15 protein-coding genes are annotated in these 17650 nt (G+C 71.0%); 10 read left to right on the top strand and 5 right to left on the bottom strand.

Going from position 1 to position 17650, the window contains the following annotated elements:
- Window positions 1-20: 20 nt before the first annotated feature.
- The 3 genes from ACIQF0_RS38175 (at window position 21) to ACIQF0_RS38185 (ending at window position 2079) form a co-directional block, all read left to right on the top strand.
- Window positions 21-947, top strand: coding sequence for a helix-turn-helix transcriptional regulator (locus ACIQF0_RS38175; RefSeq protein ID WP_401038162.1), 927 nt, complete (start codon window positions 21-23; stop codon window positions 945-947).
- The gene (locus ACIQF0_RS38180) at window positions 940-1515 is read left to right on the top strand and encodes a pyridoxamine 5'-phosphate oxidase family protein (RefSeq protein WP_401038163.1); all 576 of its coding nucleotides are present in this window, start codon (window positions 940-942) and stop codon (window positions 1513-1515) included. Before ACIQF0_RS38175 ends, ACIQF0_RS38180 begins: the two co-directional genes overlap by 8 nt.
- A 63-nt stretch (window positions 1516-1578) precedes the next feature.
- Complete coding sequence (locus ACIQF0_RS38185; RefSeq protein WP_401038573.1) at window positions 1579-2079, top strand: pyridoxamine 5'-phosphate oxidase family protein; 501 nt, start codon at window positions 1579-1581, stop codon at window positions 2077-2079.
- On the opposite strand, the gene ACIQF0_RS38190 is transcribed toward ACIQF0_RS38185, so the two are convergent.
- Window positions 2056-3342, bottom strand: a complete 1287-nt coding sequence (locus tag ACIQF0_RS38190) for a M20/M25/M40 family metallo-hydrolase (RefSeq protein WP_401038166.1) — start codon at window positions 3340-3342, stop codon at window positions 2056-2058. The two genes, ACIQF0_RS38185 and ACIQF0_RS38190, sit on opposite strands and share 24 nt — an antisense overlap.
- Before the next feature lie 35 nt (window positions 3343-3377).
- Here ACIQF0_RS38190 and ACIQF0_RS38195 point away from each other — a divergent pair, with 35 nt between their 5' ends.
- The gene (locus tag ACIQF0_RS38195) at window positions 3378-3527 is read left to right on the top strand and encodes a hypothetical protein (protein ID WP_401038169.1); all 150 of its coding nucleotides are present in this window, start codon (window positions 3378-3380) and stop codon (window positions 3525-3527) included.
- Between the two features lies 1 nt (window position 3528).
- Here ACIQF0_RS38195 and ACIQF0_RS38200 read toward each other — a convergent pair whose 3' ends face one another.
- Window positions 3529-4356, bottom strand: coding sequence for a M55 family metallopeptidase (locus ACIQF0_RS38200; RefSeq protein WP_401038172.1), 828 nt, complete (start codon window positions 4354-4356; stop codon window positions 3529-3531).
- Between the two features lie 125 nt (window positions 4357-4481).
- On the opposite strand from ACIQF0_RS38200, the gene ACIQF0_RS38205 reads away from it, so the two are divergent.
- Genes ACIQF0_RS38205 through ACIQF0_RS38220 form a run of 4 tightly spaced genes read left to right on the top strand, consistent with a single transcriptional unit; the run spans window position 4482 to window position 9468 of the window.
- A complete protein-coding gene (locus ACIQF0_RS38205) occupies window positions 4482-6158 on the top strand; it encodes an ABC transporter substrate-binding protein (protein WP_401038175.1) in 1677 nt (558 codons plus the stop codon).
- A gap of 45 nt (window positions 6159-6203) precedes the next feature.
- Window positions 6204-7109, top strand: coding sequence for an ABC transporter permease (locus ACIQF0_RS38210; RefSeq protein ID WP_401038575.1), 906 nt, complete (start codon window positions 6204-6206; stop codon window positions 7107-7109).
- Window positions 7106-7939, top strand: coding sequence for an ABC transporter permease (locus tag ACIQF0_RS38215; protein WP_401038177.1), 834 nt, complete (start codon window positions 7106-7108; stop codon window positions 7937-7939). Before ACIQF0_RS38210 ends, ACIQF0_RS38215 begins: the two co-directional genes overlap by 4 nt.
- Window positions 7936-9468 carry an ATP-binding cassette domain-containing protein gene (locus ACIQF0_RS38220; RefSeq protein WP_401038180.1) on the top strand — a complete coding sequence of 511 codons (1533 nt, stop codon included), beginning with the start codon at window positions 7936-7938 and terminating at the stop codon, window positions 9466-9468. Before ACIQF0_RS38215 ends, ACIQF0_RS38220 begins: the two co-directional genes overlap by 4 nt.
- Window positions 9469-10152: 684 nt before the next feature.
- On the opposite strand, the gene ACIQF0_RS38225 is transcribed toward ACIQF0_RS38220, so the two are convergent.
- Window positions 10153-12876, bottom strand: coding sequence for a BTAD domain-containing putative transcriptional regulator (locus ACIQF0_RS38225; RefSeq protein ID WP_401038183.1), 2724 nt, complete (start codon window positions 12874-12876; stop codon window positions 10153-10155).
- A 157-nt stretch (window positions 12877-13033) separates the two neighbouring features.
- Here ACIQF0_RS38225 and ACIQF0_RS38230 point away from each other — a divergent pair, with 157 nt between their 5' ends.
- Window positions 13034-15157 carry a choice-of-anchor P family protein gene (locus ACIQF0_RS38230; RefSeq protein ID WP_401038186.1) on the top strand — a complete coding sequence of 708 codons (2124 nt, stop codon included), beginning with the start codon at window positions 13034-13036 and terminating at the stop codon, window positions 15155-15157.
- A gap of 42 nt (window positions 15158-15199) precedes the next feature.
- Here ACIQF0_RS38230 and ACIQF0_RS38235 read toward each other — a convergent pair whose 3' ends face one another.
- On the bottom strand, window positions 15200-15589 hold the full coding sequence (locus ACIQF0_RS38235; RefSeq protein WP_401038188.1) for a cupin domain-containing protein: 390 nt from the start codon (window positions 15587-15589) through the stop codon (window positions 15200-15202).
- 53 nt (window positions 15590-15642) lie between these two features.
- Between ACIQF0_RS38235 and ACIQF0_RS38240 the strand changes: the two genes are divergently transcribed.
- Window positions 15643-16614, top strand: coding sequence for a GlxA family transcriptional regulator (locus ACIQF0_RS38240; protein WP_401038191.1), 972 nt, complete (start codon window positions 15643-15645; stop codon window positions 16612-16614).
- Here the strand turns inward: ACIQF0_RS38240 and ACIQF0_RS38245 are convergent.
- A complete protein-coding gene (locus ACIQF0_RS38245; RefSeq protein ID WP_401038194.1) occupies window positions 16592-17629 on the bottom strand; it encodes a GrpB family protein in 1038 nt (345 codons plus the stop codon). The genes ACIQF0_RS38240 and ACIQF0_RS38245 overlap by 23 nt on opposite strands.
- Window positions 17630-17650 lie beyond the last annotated feature (21 nt).

The following is a 17650-nucleotide window of genomic DNA, read 5'->3' on the forward strand; positions in this document are numbered from 1 at the left end:
TCGCGGCGAGGATGGTGCGCATGCTGGAGACGTCGGCGCGGTTGCTGAAGCTGCTGTCGTTGTTGCAGGCCGCCCGCGACTGGACCGGTCCGGAGCTGGCGCGACGGCTCGAGGTGACGACGCGGACCGTGCGCAACGACGTGGAGCGGCTGCGCAACCTGGGCTATCCGGTGCACGCGACGTCCGGTGTGGCCGGCGGGTACCGGCTGGGCGCGGGGGCGAAGCTGCCGCCGTTGCTGCTCGATGACGACGAGGCGGTGGCGGTCGCGCTGAGTCTGAGCACGCAGGACTCCGAGACAGCGGACCGGGCGCTGCGCAAGCTCGAGCAGGTGCTGCCGAGCAGGCTGCGGCATCGGGTCAGCTCGTTGCAGGAGTACACGGTCGGCACGGCCTCGGAGCTCGACGCCGAGGTGACGGTGCAGATCGTCAACGCCTGCCGGGCCCGGGAGCGGCTGCGGTTCGACTACGTGAAGTTCGACGGCGAGCAGGACCGCCGCGAGGTGGAGCCGTACCGGCTCGTGCACATCCGGGGCCGCTGGTACCTGGTCGGGTGGGACGTCGGCAGGCAGGACTGGCGCACGTTCCGGGCCGACCGGGTGCGTCCGCGCGTGCCGACCGGCCCGAGGTTCACCCCGCGTGCCCTGCCGGATCTGGAGGCGCATCTGGCGAAGGGGCTGGCGACGGCGGCGTGGCGGTTCCGGGCGACGGTGACGGTCCACGCGCCGGCCGCGGAGGTGGCGGCGAAGGTCCCGGCGGCGCTGGTGGAGGCGACGGGCGAGTCGTCGTGCCGGTTGACGGCGGGCGCGGACACGGTGGAGATGCTGGCGGTGTACCTGGGCATGCTGGGGTGCGGGTTCTCCGTCGACGGGCCGCCGGAGCTCGTTCACCACCTGGGAAAGGTGGCTGACAGGTTCCGCGAGGCGATCGATACTGCTTCGCATGGGTAAGGAATACGAGCGGATCGAGCCGCGGCTGCAGGAGTTCATCGAGAACCAGAAGGTGTTCTTCGTGGCGAGTGCTCCGCTGGCGGGTGACGGGCACGTCAACCTCTCGCCCAAGGGCCGGCAGGGCACGCTGCGGATCCTGGACGACCGCACCGTGGCCTACCTCGACTTCGGCGGCAGTCACGCCGAGACTATCGCGCATCTGCGGGAGAACGGGCGCATCACGTTGATGTGGTGTGCGTTCGAGGGGCCGCCGAACATCGTGCGCGTGCACGGCCGCGGTGAGCCGGTGTTCCGCGACGACCCGCGTTTCGCCGAGCTGGTGGCGGGGTTCGGGGAGGCGGACGGGCCGGCGCTGCGGGCGGTGATCGTGGTGACCGCCGAGCTGGTCAGCGACACCTGCGGGTTCGCGGTGCCGTTCATGGACTACCGCTCGGAGCGGGACCTGCACGCGGACTACTTCGCCCGCAAGAGCGACGAGGAGTTCCGCGAGTACACGAACAAGAAGCCCTACAACATCGCGAGCATCGACGGTCTGCCCGCGGTGGAGCTGCCGCTGCCACCCCGGTAGAAAAAATCTTGGGCGGGGATGTCGAGAACGTCGTCACGGCTCCGTCCCCTGGGCATGACGACGATGACGCAGAGCGAGATCACCGAGGTTCTGAACCGGCCGTACAGCAAGGAGCTGCTGCACCGCGACATGCTGCGGATGGCGTACGTGGCCAAGGACGGCACGCCGCGCGTGGTTCCGATCGCGCACACCTGGAACGGCGAGCACATCGTGCTGTGCACCTCGACGAACGCGCCGAAGCTGCACGCGCTGCGGGCGAACCCGACCGTGGCGCTGACGATCGACACCGAGGTGCACCCGCCGAAGATCCTGCTGATCCGCGGCACGGTCGAGCTGGACGAGGTCGCGGGCATCCCGGAGGAGTACCTGCAGATGAACGGCAGCTACGACATGTCGCCGGAGCAGCGGGTGGAGTGGGAGCGCGAGGTGCGCTCGCTCTACGACGGCATGGTGCGGATCGTGGTGACGCCGACGTGGGCGAAGCTGATCGACTTCGAGACGACGCTGCCCAGCGCGGTGCAGGAGCTCATCGAGCGGCGGTCAGCTCGACAGGAACCGGTCTAGGACGCGCACCCCGAACTCCAGGCCGGCGACGGGCACGCGTTCGTCGACGCCGTGCGCCATCGCGCGGTAGTCGAAGCCCACGGGCAGTTGCAGCGGCGAGAAGCCGTAGCAGTGGATGCCGAGCTGGCTGAACGCCTTGGCGTCGGTGCCGCCGCCCAGGCAGTACGGCACGACGGCCGCGGCGGGGTCCTCGTCGCGCAGGGCGTCGGCCATGGCGGCGAACCACGCCGTGTCGACGGGTGCCTCGACGGGCGGCTGGTGCTCGAGGACCTCGCGGGTCACGCCGGGCGAGAGCAGCGAGTCGATGGTGGCGGCGAGTTCGTCGACGGTGCCGGGCAGCGTGCGGACGTCGAGCTGTGCGGTGGCGGTGCCGGGGATGACGTTGACCTTGTACCCGGCCTGCAGCATCGTCGGGGTGGCCGAGCAGCGCACGGTGTTCTCGGCCAGTTTCGCGGCGGGCCCGAGGCGGGTCAGCGTGCCGTCGACGTCGTCCAGGTCGACCTCCACCCCCAGTGCCTTGCCCGCGCCCACGAGGAACGCCTCGACGGTCGGCGTGAGCCGCACGGGGTGTTCGAACGCCGCGATCCGCGCCAGTGACGTGACCAGCGCGGTCACCGCGTTCTGGTCGTTGCGCCGCGACCCGTGCCCGGCGCGGCCGGTGGCGGTGAGCTTCATGTGCGACGTGCCGCGCTCGGCGGTGCCGATCGGGTACAGCCGCACGCCGTCGACGTCGTAGGAGAACGCGCCGGACTCGCTGATCGCCGCCTGCACCCCCGCGAAATGGGCGGCGTGGTGCTCCACGAGCCAATGCGCCCCGTAGGCGCCCTGGTCCTCCTCGTCGGCCACGAACGCCAGCACCACGTCACGGCGTGGACGGCGGCCCTCTTCGTGCCAGCGGTTGAGCACGGCCAGCGTCATGGCGGCCATGTCCTTCATGTCCACCGCGCCCCGGCCGTGCACGAACCCGTCGCGGACGTCTCCGGCGAACGGGTCGAAGCTCCATTCGGCGGGATCGGCCGGCACGACGTCGAGGTGCGACTGGACCAGCACGGCGGGCAGCGACGGGTCGGTGCCGTGCACGCGCGCGAGGACGTTGGTGCGCCGCGGGGCCGGTTCGAGCAGCGTCGGCTGCACGCCGTTGTCCTGCAGGATCGCCGCGACGTGCTCGGCGGCCTCCCGCTCACCGGCACTGTCACCGCCACCGCGGTTGGTGGTGTCGAACCGGATCAGCTGTGCGCACAGCTGCGCCACGTCCAGCGTCATGAGCGCCACCGTATCCGCCGCCGGGGTGTGGAATTGTGACGGGCCTGTGCCGATCGCGCTGGGGCACACCGGCGCACCTGCAGACGGCCCTGGAGGACCTCGCGCTCAACCCGGTGCTGCCCGAGGAGGCGTTGACCGCGTTGTTCAACGACTCCGCTGACCCGCTGCGGCTCGCCGGCCTGTGACTCAGCCGTAGACGTCCTCGATCGCCGCCCCGGCGATGTGGGTGACGACCTTGAACGCCTTCATCGCCTCGGTCATGGAGACCGCGTCGAACCCGACGCGCCGCACCCCGATCAGGTCCACGGTCGGCACGACGGCGGCGGCTTCGGCCAGGTGCGAGGCGTCGAACTCGACCTCGATGCGATGCGGCTCCACGACAGCGTCCGAACGCCCGGCCAAGGCCATCGCGGCGGTGGCGGCTTCTGTGATCTGTGAAGAAGTCACCGCCGGTGGCAGGCACACGGCCGCATAGCGCGACACGCACTCCTTGACCGCCACCGTCCACGCCGGCGCCGCGTAGGACGCGGCGTCTTCACAGGTCAGGTCGTCACCGGTCACGAGCAGCACGGGAACGCCGTACTCGGCGGCCAGCGCGGCGTTGAGGCGCCCTTCGGAGGCGAGGACGCCGTCGAGCCACACGCCGGTGATGGAGTTCTCCATGTAGGTGTGGGCGAGCACGCCGCGGGAGCCCGCACCCGTGTGGTAGCCGAGAAAGACCACTCCGTCCACATCGGAGTCGATACCTTGCATCATCGACAGCGGCTTGTGCCGGCCGGTGAGCATCCGCGCCGAGTCGTGGAGTTCTTCGAGCAGGAGGTTGCGTTGCGAGGAATGGGCCTCGTTGACGATGACCTGCTCCGCTCCGCCCGCGACCAGGCCGCTGACGCAGGCGTTGACGTCTGCCGTGGACAGGCGCCGGAACCGTTGCCACTGCTCGGTGCCGGGGAGGACGTCCCCGGTCCAGGTGACTCCGGTGGCGCCTTCCATGTCCGCCGAGATCATGATCCGCACATCTCGGTAAGTTAGCGGTGGGCTGCTGGGGAAGAGGGGTTTTCGTGCGGGTGAAGTTGTGCGCGTTGCTTGCCATAGCAACGACTGTGGGGCTCTCGGCACCTCCTGCGACGGCGCAGGCACCAGTGATCTTGAAGGTCGCGATCGTGCAGCAGATCGACTCGATGAACCCGTTCCTCGCGGTGTTCCAGTCGAGCACGGAGATCGGCCGGTTGATGTACGACTACCTGACCGCGTACACGGCGGCCGACCAGACGGTGACCGAGGGCCTGGCGAACAGATGGGAGCCCTCGCCCGACAAGCTCACCTGGACCTTCACGGTCCCCGAGGGCAAGAAGTGGTCCGACGGCGAGCCGATCACCGCGCGCGACGTCGCGTTCACCTACAACCTGATGCTGACCGACTCGGTCGCCAGGACCGCGAACGGCAGCTTCGTCGCGAATTTCCAGGACGTCACCGCGACCGACGACCGCACGGTCGTCATCCGGACGAAGACGCCGCAGGTGACGATGCTGGCGCTGGACGTCCCGATCGTGCCGAAGCACGTGTGGGAGAAGGTCTCGAGCATCAAGGACCACGCCAACGACCAGATGCCGGTCGTGGGCTCGGGCCCGTTCGTGCTGACCGAGCACGTGGCGGGGCAGTTCATCAAGCTCAAGGCCAACAAGAACTACTGGCGGGGTGCGGCGAAGTTCGACGAGCTGCACTTCGTGTACTTCCAGAACTCCGACGCCGCGGTGCAGGCGCTGGGCAAGGGCGAGGTCGACCTGGTCAACCGGATGGCGCCGGCCCAGTTCGACTCGCTCGACGGCAAGGCCGGGGTGACCCGCAACAAGGCGCAGGGCCGCCGCTTCACCGAGCTGATGATCAACCCCGGCGCGCAGACCCGCACCGGCGAGCCGATCGGGGACGGCAACCCGGCGCTCAAGGACGTGCGGGTACGGCGGGCGATCGCGCAGGCCGTGGATCTCGACGCGCTCGTGTCGCGGGTGAACCTCGGTTACGCGGAGAAGGGCTCGGGCCTGGTGCCGCCGGTGTTCGGCAAGTGGCACTGGCAGCCGGGTGCACAGGAGCAGCGCAAGTTCGATCCGGCCGCGGCGAACGCGGCACTCGACGCCGCCGGTTTCCCGCGCGGGGCCGACGGCACCCGCTTCCCGCTGCGGCTCGTCGGACGGGCCGGGCGTGCCTATGACGAGCAGGCGTCGGAGTACCTCAAGCGGTCGATGAGCGACATCGGCATCCCGCTGGACGTGCGGCTGGTGTCGGACAACCAGCTCAACGAGGCCACCACCGCCGCCACCTACGACCTGGCGTTCTCCGGCTGGGCGACGAACATCGACCCGGACTTCATCCTGAGCCTGCACACCTGCGCGCAGCGGCCGGGCGCGGACGGCAAGGGCGGCACGACCGACGCGTACTTCTGCGACGAGACCTACGACAAGCTCTACGCCCAGCAGCTCTCGGAGTTCGACGAGGGCAAGCGCGTGGAGATCGTGAAGCAGATGCAGGCCCGTTTCTACGACCAGGTGCCCGCGGTGGTGCTGTCGTACGAGAACGCGCTGGAGGGCTACCGCTCCGATCACTTCGCGAAGTTCCTGACGCAGCCCGCGCAGGGCGGCGTGATCATGGCCCAGAACGGCATGTGGGGCTACTACGGCGCCGAACCGGCCGGCCGGGCCGTGCAGGCGCAGGGCAGCCGGTGGGCGGGGCTGGCGCTGGGGGGTGCGGTGATCGCCGCGCTGGCGCTGGCGGTGGTCGTGATGGCCCGGCGGCGCAACGCCACGGCAGGGGAGCGCGAGTAGGTGCGTCTGGCCGGTCGGTTCGGTGGTGCGGCGCTCAGCCTGGTGATGGTGGCGGTGCTGGGGTTCTTCCTGTTCCGGGTGGTGCCCGGCGACCCCGTGGTCTCGATGACGCGCGGCCGTCCGACCACGGCGGCGATGCAGGCCGAGCTGCGTGCGCAGTTCGGCCTGGACCGTCCGCTGCACGAGCAGTTCTGGAACTACCTCACCTCGCTGCTGCACGGTGACCTGGGCACGTCGTTCACGTTCCGCCGGCCGGTCTCCGACGTGATCCTCGAACGCCTCGGGCCGACGTTGCTGCTGGTCGGCACGGCGACGCTGATCGCGGTCGGTCTGGGGCTGTGGCTCGGGGTGCGGGCGGCGTGGCGTCGTGACTCGGCCTTCGACCGGGTCACGACGGGGGTGTCGCTGACGTTGTGGGCGGTGCCGACGTTCTGGCTCGGCATGCTGCTGATGATGGTGACCGGGGACCTGTTCCCGTCGCGGGGCATGCGCGACACCGACACGGCGCCGGACTTCGTGTCGCAGGCCCTCGACGTCGGCCACCACCTGGTGCTGCCGTCGATCACGCTCGTCGCGGTGGTGTGCGCGGAGTACATGCTGGTCATGCGGTCGTCCTTGCTGGAGGAGATGCACGCCCCCTACCTGACGACGGCGCGTGCGAAGGGACTGCGCGACGACCTGGTGCGGCGCCGTCACGCCGTGCCGAACGCGGTGCTGCCGGCGATCACGCTGGTGTTCCTGCGGTTCGGGCTGGCGGTGGCCGGGGCGATCACGACGGAGACGGTGTTCTCCTGGCCCGGCCTGGGCTTGTTGTTCTACGACGCGCTGACCGGGCCGGACTACCTGCTGCTGCAGGGGTTGCTGGTGGTGACGGCGAGCGCGGTCGTGGTGATGAACCTGCTCGCGGACCTGCTGCACGGGGTCCTGGATCCACGGGTGAAGGTCGTATGAGCAGGATGGACGGGTTCCTGGCGCAGCGCGCCGGGGTGGCCGGTGCGGCGGTGCTGGCCGTGGCCGCGCTGGTCGCCCTGCTCGCGCCGCTGCTGATCCCCGCCGACGCCCTCGACGTCACGCGCGTGACCGACGGCGCGTGGCGGCCGCCGGGCTCGGGGCACTGGCTGGGCACCGACCACACCGGACGCTCGGTGGCGTTGCTGATGGCGCAGGGCACGGGGACGTCGTTGTTCGTCGGGCTGACGGCGGCGGTGCTCGCCGTGGGCATCGGCACGCTCGCCGGCATCCTGAGCGGTCACTTCGGCGGTCTGCTGGCGGGGGCGTTGCTGCGGGTGACGGACTTCTTCCTGGTGCTGCCGGCGCTGGTGCTGGCGATCGCGTTGTCGACGGTGCTGCCGCGCGGTATCGGCACGATCATCCTGGCGATCGGGCTGACGAGCTGGCCTGCGACGGCACGGATGGTGCGGGCACAGACGCTGACGATCGAGGCCCGTCCGTTCGTGGAACGCGCACGGGCGCTCGGTGGCGGCCACACGCACGTGATCGGACGGCACGTGTTGCCGTCGGTGGTGCCGTTGGTGCTGGTCAACGCGACGCTGGCGGTGGCGTCGGCGATCGTGGCGGAGTCGACGCTGGCGTTTCTGGGGCTGGGTGACCCGACGCGGATCTCGTGGGGCGCGATGCTGCACCAGGCACAGCTGCACGGGGCGGTGCCGCAGCGGGCGTGGTGGTTCCTGCTGCCGCCCGGTCTCGCGATCGTGGCGGTGGTGCTGGCGTTCACGCTCGTCGGGCGCGCCCTCGAAGCCGTCGTGACGCCGAAGAGGTGAACCCGTTGCTGGAGTTGAAGAACCTCACCGTCCACTACGGACCGAAATGCGTCGTCAACGACGTGAACCTCGCCCTGGCGCCCGGTCAGACGCTGGGTTTGGCCGGTGAGTCGGGTTCGGGCAAGTCGACGGTGGCGATGTCGGTGCTGCGGCTGCTGCCCAAGTCCGCGACCGTGACCGGCGAGGTCCTGCTCGACGGCGACGACGTGGCGACGATGTCGTGGGGCCGGTTGCGGGCGGTGCGGTGGGCGGCGGCGTCGATCGTGTTCCAGGGCGCGATGCACTCGCTCAACCCCGTGCAGCGCGTCGGGGACCAGATCGCCGAACCCATGCGGCTGCACGGGGTGGACGGCAGCGCGCTCGATCTGCTGGAGCAGGTCGAACTGCCCCGGGACAAGGCGCGGGCGTATCCGCACGAGCTCTCGGGCGGGCAGAAGCAGCGGGTGATGATCGCGATGGCGCTGGCGTGCGGGCCGCGGCTGGTCGTCGCGGACGAGCCGACCACGGCGCTCGACGTGGTGGTGCAGGCCCAGGTGCTGGCGTTGATGACGCGGCTGGTCCGCGAGCAGGACCTCGGGTTGCTGATGATCAGCCACGACCTGTCGGTGCTGGCCGAGACGTGCGACGACCTCGCGGTGATGCATCGCGGCGAGCTGGTCGAACGCGGCCGCACCCGTGAGGTGATCGCGAACCCTCAGCACCCGCACACGGCGGCGCTGACGGCGGCGTTCCCGGTGATCGGCGACCCGGCGCACCGCTGGGCCGAGCCCGCGCCGACACCGGAGCCGTTGCTCGAAGTGCGGGATCTGGTCGTGGACTACGGCCGGACGCGCGCGGTCGACGGGGTGGACCTGACGATCGGGCGGGGCGAGATCGTGGCGCTGGTCGGGCAGTCCGGATCAGGCAAAACGACACTGGCTCGTACCATAATGGGGCTGCGAAAGCCGTCCTCCGGTCGGGTGATCTTCGACGGCGCCGAGGTGGGTCGCGGCGGCAAGGCGCTCAAGGCCTTCCGGCGCCAGGTGCAACTGGTGCTTCAAGATCCTTCCAGCGCCCTCAACCCGCGCCACAGGGTCGTCGACGCGGTGGCGGAGGGACTGCGGGTGCACGGCATTCCCGGCGATGAGGAATCCCTGGTCACGGCCGCTGTGGAACGGGCTGAGCTGCGTCCGGCGAGCCTGTACCTGGAGTCGCTTCCGCACGAGCTGTCCGGGGGGCAGCAGCAGCGGGTGGTGATCGCCGGCGCGCTGGTGCTGGAGCCCCGGTTGCTGGTGGCCGACGAGCCCGTCGCGTCGCTGGACGCCTCGGTGCGCGGGGAGATCGTGGCGCTGTTGCTCCGGTTGCGCCGCGAACTGGGCCTTGCTTCATTGATCATCACGCACGACCTAGGGCTGGCGTGGCAGATCGCCGACCGGGTCGCGGTGATGCATCAGGGGAAAATCGTGGAACAAGGCTCGGTCGAAGAAGTCCTGCTCACCCCGTCTCACGACTACACGCGTGCGTTGCTGCGCGCGGTGCCGCAGGTCTGAGAGTGATCCCGATCGAACACGCCCGGTATCGGGCCTCGCTGACGCCTGCCGAGATCGGGCGGGGCGGGGCAGATGGCTGGGTGGGCGTCGACGAGGTGCCGACGCTGGCGAGGCTGGCGTGGCACGACCTGGGCTGCCCGGCCGGTGTGCTGGGTGAGCTTGCGCAGGCCAGCGAACCCGGGCACGTGCGGGAGCTGTGCCGGATCCTGGCCTCGACCTCGCGTGCCGACACCGCCGCGGTGTGGCGCTACCTGGCCGCGGACTGGGAACGCACCGGTGAACGCTCCGACGGCCGGCAGCGGTTCCTGCTGGACCGGGCGATGCGCGGTGAGGGCGTGAACTGGCACGACTACACCGCCCTGATGGGCATCGGCCGCCCCGAGGAGGTCGACGCGGCGTTCGACCGCGGCGAGGACATGGTCGGTGTCGCGGTGATCGGCCTGGCGATGTCGCATCCGGACCCGTTGGTCGCCTTACGCCGCGTCGCTCGCGCGTTGGACCACAACCGCATCGAGGTGCGCCGGCAGGGCGCGACGGCGCTGGCGCACGTGGCCCGGATCCACGGGGTGGTGTCGCGGGAGTGCCTGGAGGTGCTGCGCCGGCACCCCGACGAGGTGGCCGAGGACGACCTGTGGACGTTCATCGAGCACCGCAGGCTGCCGGCGTGGTTGTGGTGGCGGCGGCTCAGGGCACGGCCAGGGCGGCGAGTTCCGCGCGCACGGCGGTCTCGGTTACGAGGTTGCGCTGTCCGACGGCCCGGCGCAGCGCCTCCTCGAAGTGCCGGCGGGCCTTGCCGGGATCGCCTTCGGCCTTCGCGACGCGGCCGCGTTGCACGGCGATGTGGCAGCGCATCTCATCCGGCCCGTACCAGCCGCCGGGACACCGTTCCCACGCCTGGTCGCACTCCCGGTAGGCGGTCGCGTAGTCCCCGGTGACGCGGGCGAGTTCGGCCAGCCCCAGGTGGGCGCCCGCCTGCACCACCAATGCTCCGGCACGCCGCGACAGGGTCAGCGCGAGCAGGAAGTCGGTGCGCGCTCCGTCGAGGTCGCCGGTCATCAGGGTGGCCTGGGCGCGGGCGATGACGGCCTCGGCGGTGTCCTCGGTGGCGCCGAGCTCGTCGAGCAGGCCCCGGCCGCGTTCGATGTGGATCAGGGCGTTCGCGGCGTCGCCCTGATCCAGTGCGATCTCGCCGAGCTGGTTGAACGCGAGCGCCGCGCCCCACCGGTCGCCGACCTCGGTGAACGCCGCCGCGGCCTGGTGCAGCAGCTCGGCGCCCGTGGCCGGGTCGCCGCCCATGCGCGCGACGAGTGCGTCGCCGACCAACGCGAGAGCGGCGCTCCACGGGTCGTGGCCGAGCAGCCGGTGGCGGCGGTGCCACACCTGTGAGTCGTCCTCGGGCGCGCCGAGCGCCATGCCCCACATCATGGTCATGATCGGGTAGCGCGGCGGGTCGACGAGCTTGTCCATCAACGTGTCGGCCTGGCGGATGCGGGCGCTCTGGTCCCCGGTCGCGACCGGCCACGCGATCAGCAGGCACAGCGCGTACTCCTGCTCGCGGCCGTGTGGCGGGGTTTCGCCGCACGCGTGCAGCACAGCGTCGGCCTGCTGGGCGGCTTCGGTGCGCAGGCCGCGGAACCAGTAGTAGGTGGCGAGCGCGGCGACGAGTTCCAGGGCGAGTTCGTGGTCGTGGGCGGTGGCCCAGGTGACGGCGGCGACGAGGTTGTCGTGGTCGGCGGCGAGCCTGGCGAGCCACCGGATCTGGTCGTGGGCGCGCAGGTGCGGTTCGGCCTGCTGGGCGCGGTCGAGGAACCACCGCGCGTGCTCGCGTCGGAGGTCGGGCGCGTGGGTGGCGCAGAACGCGCGGATGGTGTCGAGCATGCGGTAGCGGTCGTCGGCCGCCTCGACGAGTGACTTGTCCACCAACGACGTCAGAGTGTCCACATCGGACTGGCAGACGGCGGTGGCGGTGTCGAGTCCCGCGCCGCCGCTGAACACGGTGAAGCGGGCGGCGAGGTCGCGTTCGGCGTCGGTGAGCAGGTCCCAGCTCCACTCGACGACGGCGTGCAGCGTGCGGTGGCGGGGTGCGGCGGTGCGGCTGCCCTTGGACAGCAACCGGAACCGGTCGTCGAGCCGGGCCGCGATCTCGTCCAGGGGCAGCGACCGGACGCGGGCGGCGGCGAGTTCGATGGCGAGCGCGATCCCGTCCAGTCGCCGGCACACCTCGGCGATGACGGCCGGATCGGCGTGGAAGCCCGGTTTGACGGCCTGGGCTCGGTCGAGGAACAGGCGGGTGGCGGCCTCGGCGTCCAGCGCGGTGACGGGGCTGAGGGTCTCGCCGGTGATGCCGAGCGGTTCGCGGCTGGTCGCGAGCACGCGTACGTCCGGGCAGGCGGTGAGGATGCCGCCGAGCACGCGGGCGGCGTCGTCGATGACGTGTTCGCAGTTGTCCACCACGAGCACGACCTCCCGTGTCGCCAGCGCGGCGCGCAGCCGGTCCTCGACGCTGAGCGGCCCGGCCGTCAGCAGTCCGGCCTCGCGGATCCCGAGGCCGTCGAGCAGGGCGCGGGCGACGTCGGTGGTGGCGCTGAGGTCGACGAACGCCACCTCGCCCGGTTCGCGGTGCGCGACCTCGACGGCCAGCCGCGTCTTACCGGTCCCGCCGGGGCCGATCAGCGTGACCAGCCGGTTGTCGCGCAGCCACTTCGACACGCGCCGCAGGTCCTCGGCGCGGCCGACGAAGCTGGTGAGCTGCGCGGGCACGCCCCGGTGCGGCGCCTGGGCCCGCAGCACCTCCAGATGCGCGGCCGCGAGCGTGGGGGAGGGATCGACACCGAGCTCGTCGGCCAGCAGCGCCCGGCCCTGCGCGAACACGTCCAAAGCCTCGGTCTGGCGGCCTTCGCGGTGCAGCGACCGCATCAACGCCGCCCGCACGTCCTCGCGCAACGGATGCTCCGCCACCAGGTCACGCAACTGCTCGCTGCTCCCGCCGGAGACGACGCAGCGGATGAGCACCTCGGTCAGCCGCTGCCTCGCCCCCGGCACGAACGGCGCGTCGACATCGGCCAACGCCGGTCCGCGCCACAACGCCAGCGCGTCGGCGGCCCGACCGGACTCGAGCAGTTCGACGCACCGCAGGTGATCCACGTCCGACGGCTCGGCGACGAGCCGGTAGCCGGCCGGGTGGTGCTCGATCACCAGCCCCGGCACGACCCGGCGCAGCCGCGAGACCTGCGACTGCAGCGCGTTGGCCGCACCGGCGGGCGGCTCGGCGTACAAGCCGCCGATCAGCTGGTCGTGCCCCACGATCCGCCCAGCGTCGAGCACGAGCATCGCCAGCAGGGCGCGCTGCCGTGGCGCCGCGACCTCCACGCCGTCGACCAGCACCGGACCGAGCACCCCGAACGTCACCAGGCTGATTCTTCCCGAGTCACAAGATCCACGAGACCGGAACCGGCCTTGGTCCGAATAGGTCGACTATCGATGCATTTCGGTGACCGGGCGTATCAGCTCCGCCACGTGCGGTCTCCTTCCGTTCGGTCGGGGACGAACCAACGAGCGGAGAACCATGAGACCCAGCATCACGGTCGGCGCCGCGCTAGCGGCCACCGTGGCACTCGCCATCCCTGCGCACGCGGCCACCGGCAACCTGCCCGGCGGCACCTCCATCGGGGTGACCATCACCGGCCCGGCGAACAACGCCGTGGTCGTACCCGGCCCGGTCACGGTGACCGGCAAGGCCTCGATCGGCACCGGCGCCGCGGTCGTCGACACCGCCCTGACCTATGTGCTCGACGTGTCCGGTTCCACCGGCGGCACCGTGACCGCGGGCTGCGGCGGCGACCAGAACGGCGACGGCAACCCCGCGACGATCCTCGACTGCGAGATCGCCGCCGCCCGGTCCCTCAACGCCAAGGCCGCGGTCCCCAACACCGTCGTCGGCAGCGTCGGCGCCGCCGTGTTCGGCTCGGACAGCGCGACCGTCGACGTCGGCCCGGCGGCCGGTGACCAGAAGGTCACCGGGCCCGCCACCGACGCCAACGGCAACGGCACCCCCGACATCTCCGAAGCACTGGGCAGCGCCCACATCGGCAACGTGCAGCTCTTCACCCCGCACAGCTTCGCCTCCGGCACCAACTACACCGCGGGCCTGACCGCCGGTCTCGCCTCGGCCACCGCCGCGCCGCAGCAGCGCAAGCTGATGATCTTCCTGTCCGACGGTGCCGGTTCCGGTTCCGTCGACGCCCAGCTGCAGCAGGCGGTGAACGCCGGCATCAAGATCTTCACCTTCGCCGTGTCCAACGGCGTCGCCTGCGGCGCGGCGAACGCCGCGAACTCGTTGCGCAAGATCGCCGAGACCACCGGCGGCACCTGCACCGAGGTCCCGGACGTCTCCCAGCTGCCCGACGTCGTGCCCGGCGTCATCGCCTCCAAGCTCACCGAGCTGACGCTGAAGGTCGACGGCGGCGCGGACCTCCCGATCACCTCGATCACGCCGGGGCTGCCGCAGGACGGGCCCGCGACGGTCGACTACACGGTCAACACCCCGGCGCTGACCGCGGGCACGCACGAGCTGTGCGTCACCGCCCGCGGCACCGATGGCGGCGGAGCCGGTGGCGTGACCGAGTGCGTCACCGTCAAGGTCAACGCCCCGCCCGTGGTCAAGCCCGGCGGCCCGTACGCCGGTCAGGAAGGCACCGACGTCGATCTCGCGGGACTGGTGACCGACCCGGACGGCCCGTCGCTGACCACGGCGTGGACCGCGGCCCCGCAGTCCGGCGTCGACGCGGGCGCGACCTGCTCGTTCGGCAACGCCGCCGCCCAGACCACGACGGTCAAGTGCACCGATGACGGCGTGTGGCAGCTGACGCTGACCGGCAACGACGGCGTCAACCCGCCCGTCGCGGTGTCCACGACGCTGACGCTGTCCAACGTCGCCCCGCAGGTCGCCCTGAACGCCGACAAGACGCTCGTCACCCGTGGCACCACCGTGAACTTCTCCGCGCCGTTCACCGACATCGCCACCAACGACAAGCACACCTGCACCCTCGACTTCGACGACGGCAGCCCGGTCGTCAACGGCACCGTCGCCCAGGGAGCCGGTAGCGGCACCTGCACCGCCTCACGCACGTTCACCGCGCTCGGCGCGCACAACGTCCTGGTGAAGGTGACCGACGACGACGGCGCCTCGGCCACCGCCGTCGTGAAGGTCGTCGTCTACCTGCGCGGTGAGGCGTGGGCGCTCAACGCGACCGGCCTGATCACCGTCGCCAAGACGCCACACGCCCAGTGCCCGCCCAACGAGGACAAGACCGTCGCCTCGGTCAACGTCCTGGGCCTGGCCTCGGTGAACGCACTGCACGCCGACTGCGCCCTCGACGCGAACACCGGCCGCACCGTCGCGTCGGCACGGGTGGAGGGAGCCTCACTGCTGGGAGGAGCGATCACGCTCAACGCCATCGAGGCCAAGTGCGTGAGTGACGCCAACGGCGTCACCGGCTCGTCGAAGGTCGGCACGCTCAACGGCCAGCCCATCGGCACCGGCCCCGCCACCATCGGCATCCCCGGTGTCGCGACCGTGCACCTCAACGAGACCGCGACCGGACCGAACGGCCAGCTGATCCAGAACGCCGTCCGGGTCCGCACGCTGCTCGGCCAGGAGATCATCGTGTCGGCCTGCCGCCTGGGCTGACCTTCTGAGTGAGGCTGGGAGGGACCACGCCCCCTCCCAGCCTCACCCCAGCTCGTGCCCGGTCGTCACGTCGACATACGCCGGCACCTCCTCGTGCCGATCACCCACGGTCAACGTCCCGGAGGGCTCGAACAACAGAATCCGCGCACCGTGCGGGGCCACCGGCTTGTGGAACGTCCCGCGCGGCACGGTGAACACCTCGCCCTTGCCGAGCACGACCGTGCGCTCGCCACCGGACTCACGCAGCCCGATGTGCAGTTCGCCGTCCAGCACGAGGAAGAACTCGTCGGTGTCGTCGTGGACGTGCCACACGTGCTCACCCTCGACCTTCGCGACGCGCACGTCGTAGTCGTTGACGCGGGTGACGATCCGAGGGCTCCACAGGGCGTCGAAGGAGGCCAGAGCCTGGTCCAGGGCGATGGGTTCGTTCATGCCGTCGAGCCTGGCCGGTGGCGGCACCTGGGCGTGAGTGCTAGGAATCGCACATGCCGCAAGAATCCTCGCACCGCGTCGTCGTCATCGTGGACGAGAACTCCAACCCGTTCGAACTCGGCTGCGCCACCGAGATCTTCGGCCTGCACCGCCCCGAGATCGGCGGCCACCTCTACGACTTCCGCCTCTGCTCACCACAGCCGCACACGGCGATGCGCGACGGCTTCTTCACCCTCACCGGCGTGCACGGCCTCCAAGCCGCCGAGCACGCCGACACCCTCATCGTCCCCAACCGCCCCAACGTCGAGGTCCCCAGACGCCCCGAGGTCCTCGACGCCATCCGCCGAGCCCACACCCGCGGCGCCCGCCTCGTCGGCTTCTGCAGCGGCGCCTTCACCCTCGCCGAAGCCGGAGTCCTCGACGGCCGCCGCGCCACCGCCCACTGGCAGTGGGCCGACGACTTCCGCACCCGGTTCCCCGCCGTGCACCTCGAACCCGACGTCCTGTTCGTCGACGACGGCGACATCCTCACCTCCGCCGGCAGCGCCGCCGCCCTCGACCTCGGCCTGCACCTCGTCCGCCGCGACCACGGCGCCGAGATCGCCAACTCCGTCAGCCGCCGCCTCGTCTTCGCCGCCCACCGCGACGGCGGCCAGCGCCAGTTCGTCGAACGCCCGGTACCCGACCTGCCCGACGAGTCACTCGCCCCCGTCCTCGCCTGGGCCCAGCAACACCTCGACACCCCGCTGACCGTCCTCACGCTGGCCGCCCGCGCCGCGGTCAGCCCCGCCACGCTGCACCGCCGCTTCCAGGCACAACTCGGCACCACACCGCTGGCGTGGCTGACCGGCGAACGCGTCACGCTGGCCTGCCGGCTGATCGAACTGGGGGAGCGGCGCTTCGACGTCGTCGCCCGCCGCACCGGCCTGGGCACCGCCGCCAACCTCCGCGCCCTGATGCGCCGCGAAACCGGCCTCACCCCGTCGGACTACCGGCGCCGCTTCAGCCCAGAGCCCGCAGAATGATCCGCTCCACCACCCGCGTCTTCGCGTCGGCGTAGTCCTGCACCCGCTTCCAGGTCCGCCCCGCCAGCTCCCGCTTCGTGCGCTCGTACTCCTCCCGATCCTCCGGGTGGTCGCGCAGCCGGTCGCGGAAGGCCAGCATCCGATCGAGCTCCTCGCACCTGGGGGAGTAGACGTGCAGGTTCACGTTCGGCTCCACACCCTTGAGCAACCGGTGCCCGTGCCACACGGGCTCGCGCAGCCGCAGGTAGTAGCCCGCCTCCACCAACGCCGGCACGTAGGCGTCCTCATCGGCCGAGTCCGGCACGATCAGCATGATGTCGATCAACGGCTTCGCCGCCAGCCCCGGCACCGACGTCGACCCCACGTGCTCCACCCGCACGACCTTCCCGCCCAGCGCCGCCCGGATCTTCGCCTCCTCGACGGCGTACCACCGCGGCCAGTCCGGGTTGTAGTCCTCCAGCACCACCGGGGCGTTGTGCGGCGGCGTCTCCGTCACGAACTCCACCTCACCCGGCTCCACCGGCCGCGCCAGGTATGCGCGTTCGAGGATGTCCAGCACGACCTCGTTCTTCGCGTCGGCGTAGTCCTGCACCCGGTCCCAGGCACGCGACGCCAGCGCACGCTTGGTCGACGCGTACAACTCGCGGTCCTCGGCGGTGTCACGCAGCCAGTCGCGGAACAGCAGATGCCGCCGCACCTGCGCACACCCACGCGGGAACACGTGCAGGTTGATGTTCGTGTCCGGGCCCTTGAGGATCCGGTGGTCGTGCCAGTCGTCCTCCCGCACCGTCACCCGATACCCGGCCGACTCCAACGCCGGCACGTACGACACCTCGTCCAGCGGGTCGTCCACCACCAGCATCAGGTCGATCACCGGCTTCGCGCACAACCCCGGCACCGACGTCGACCCCACGTGCTCCAACTCGGCACCCGGCAACGCCACCAGGATCCGCGCCCGTTCCCGTTCGTACAGACCAGGCCAGGCGGAGTCGTACTCGGCAAGCTCGATGTTCACGGCAAACCCCCACATAGGCAG

The sequence above is a fragment of the Lentzea sp. NPDC092896 genome (genome assembly GCF_044754905.1).
Taxonomy (GTDB): domain Bacteria; phylum Actinomycetota; class Actinomycetes; order Mycobacteriales; family Pseudonocardiaceae; genus Lentzea.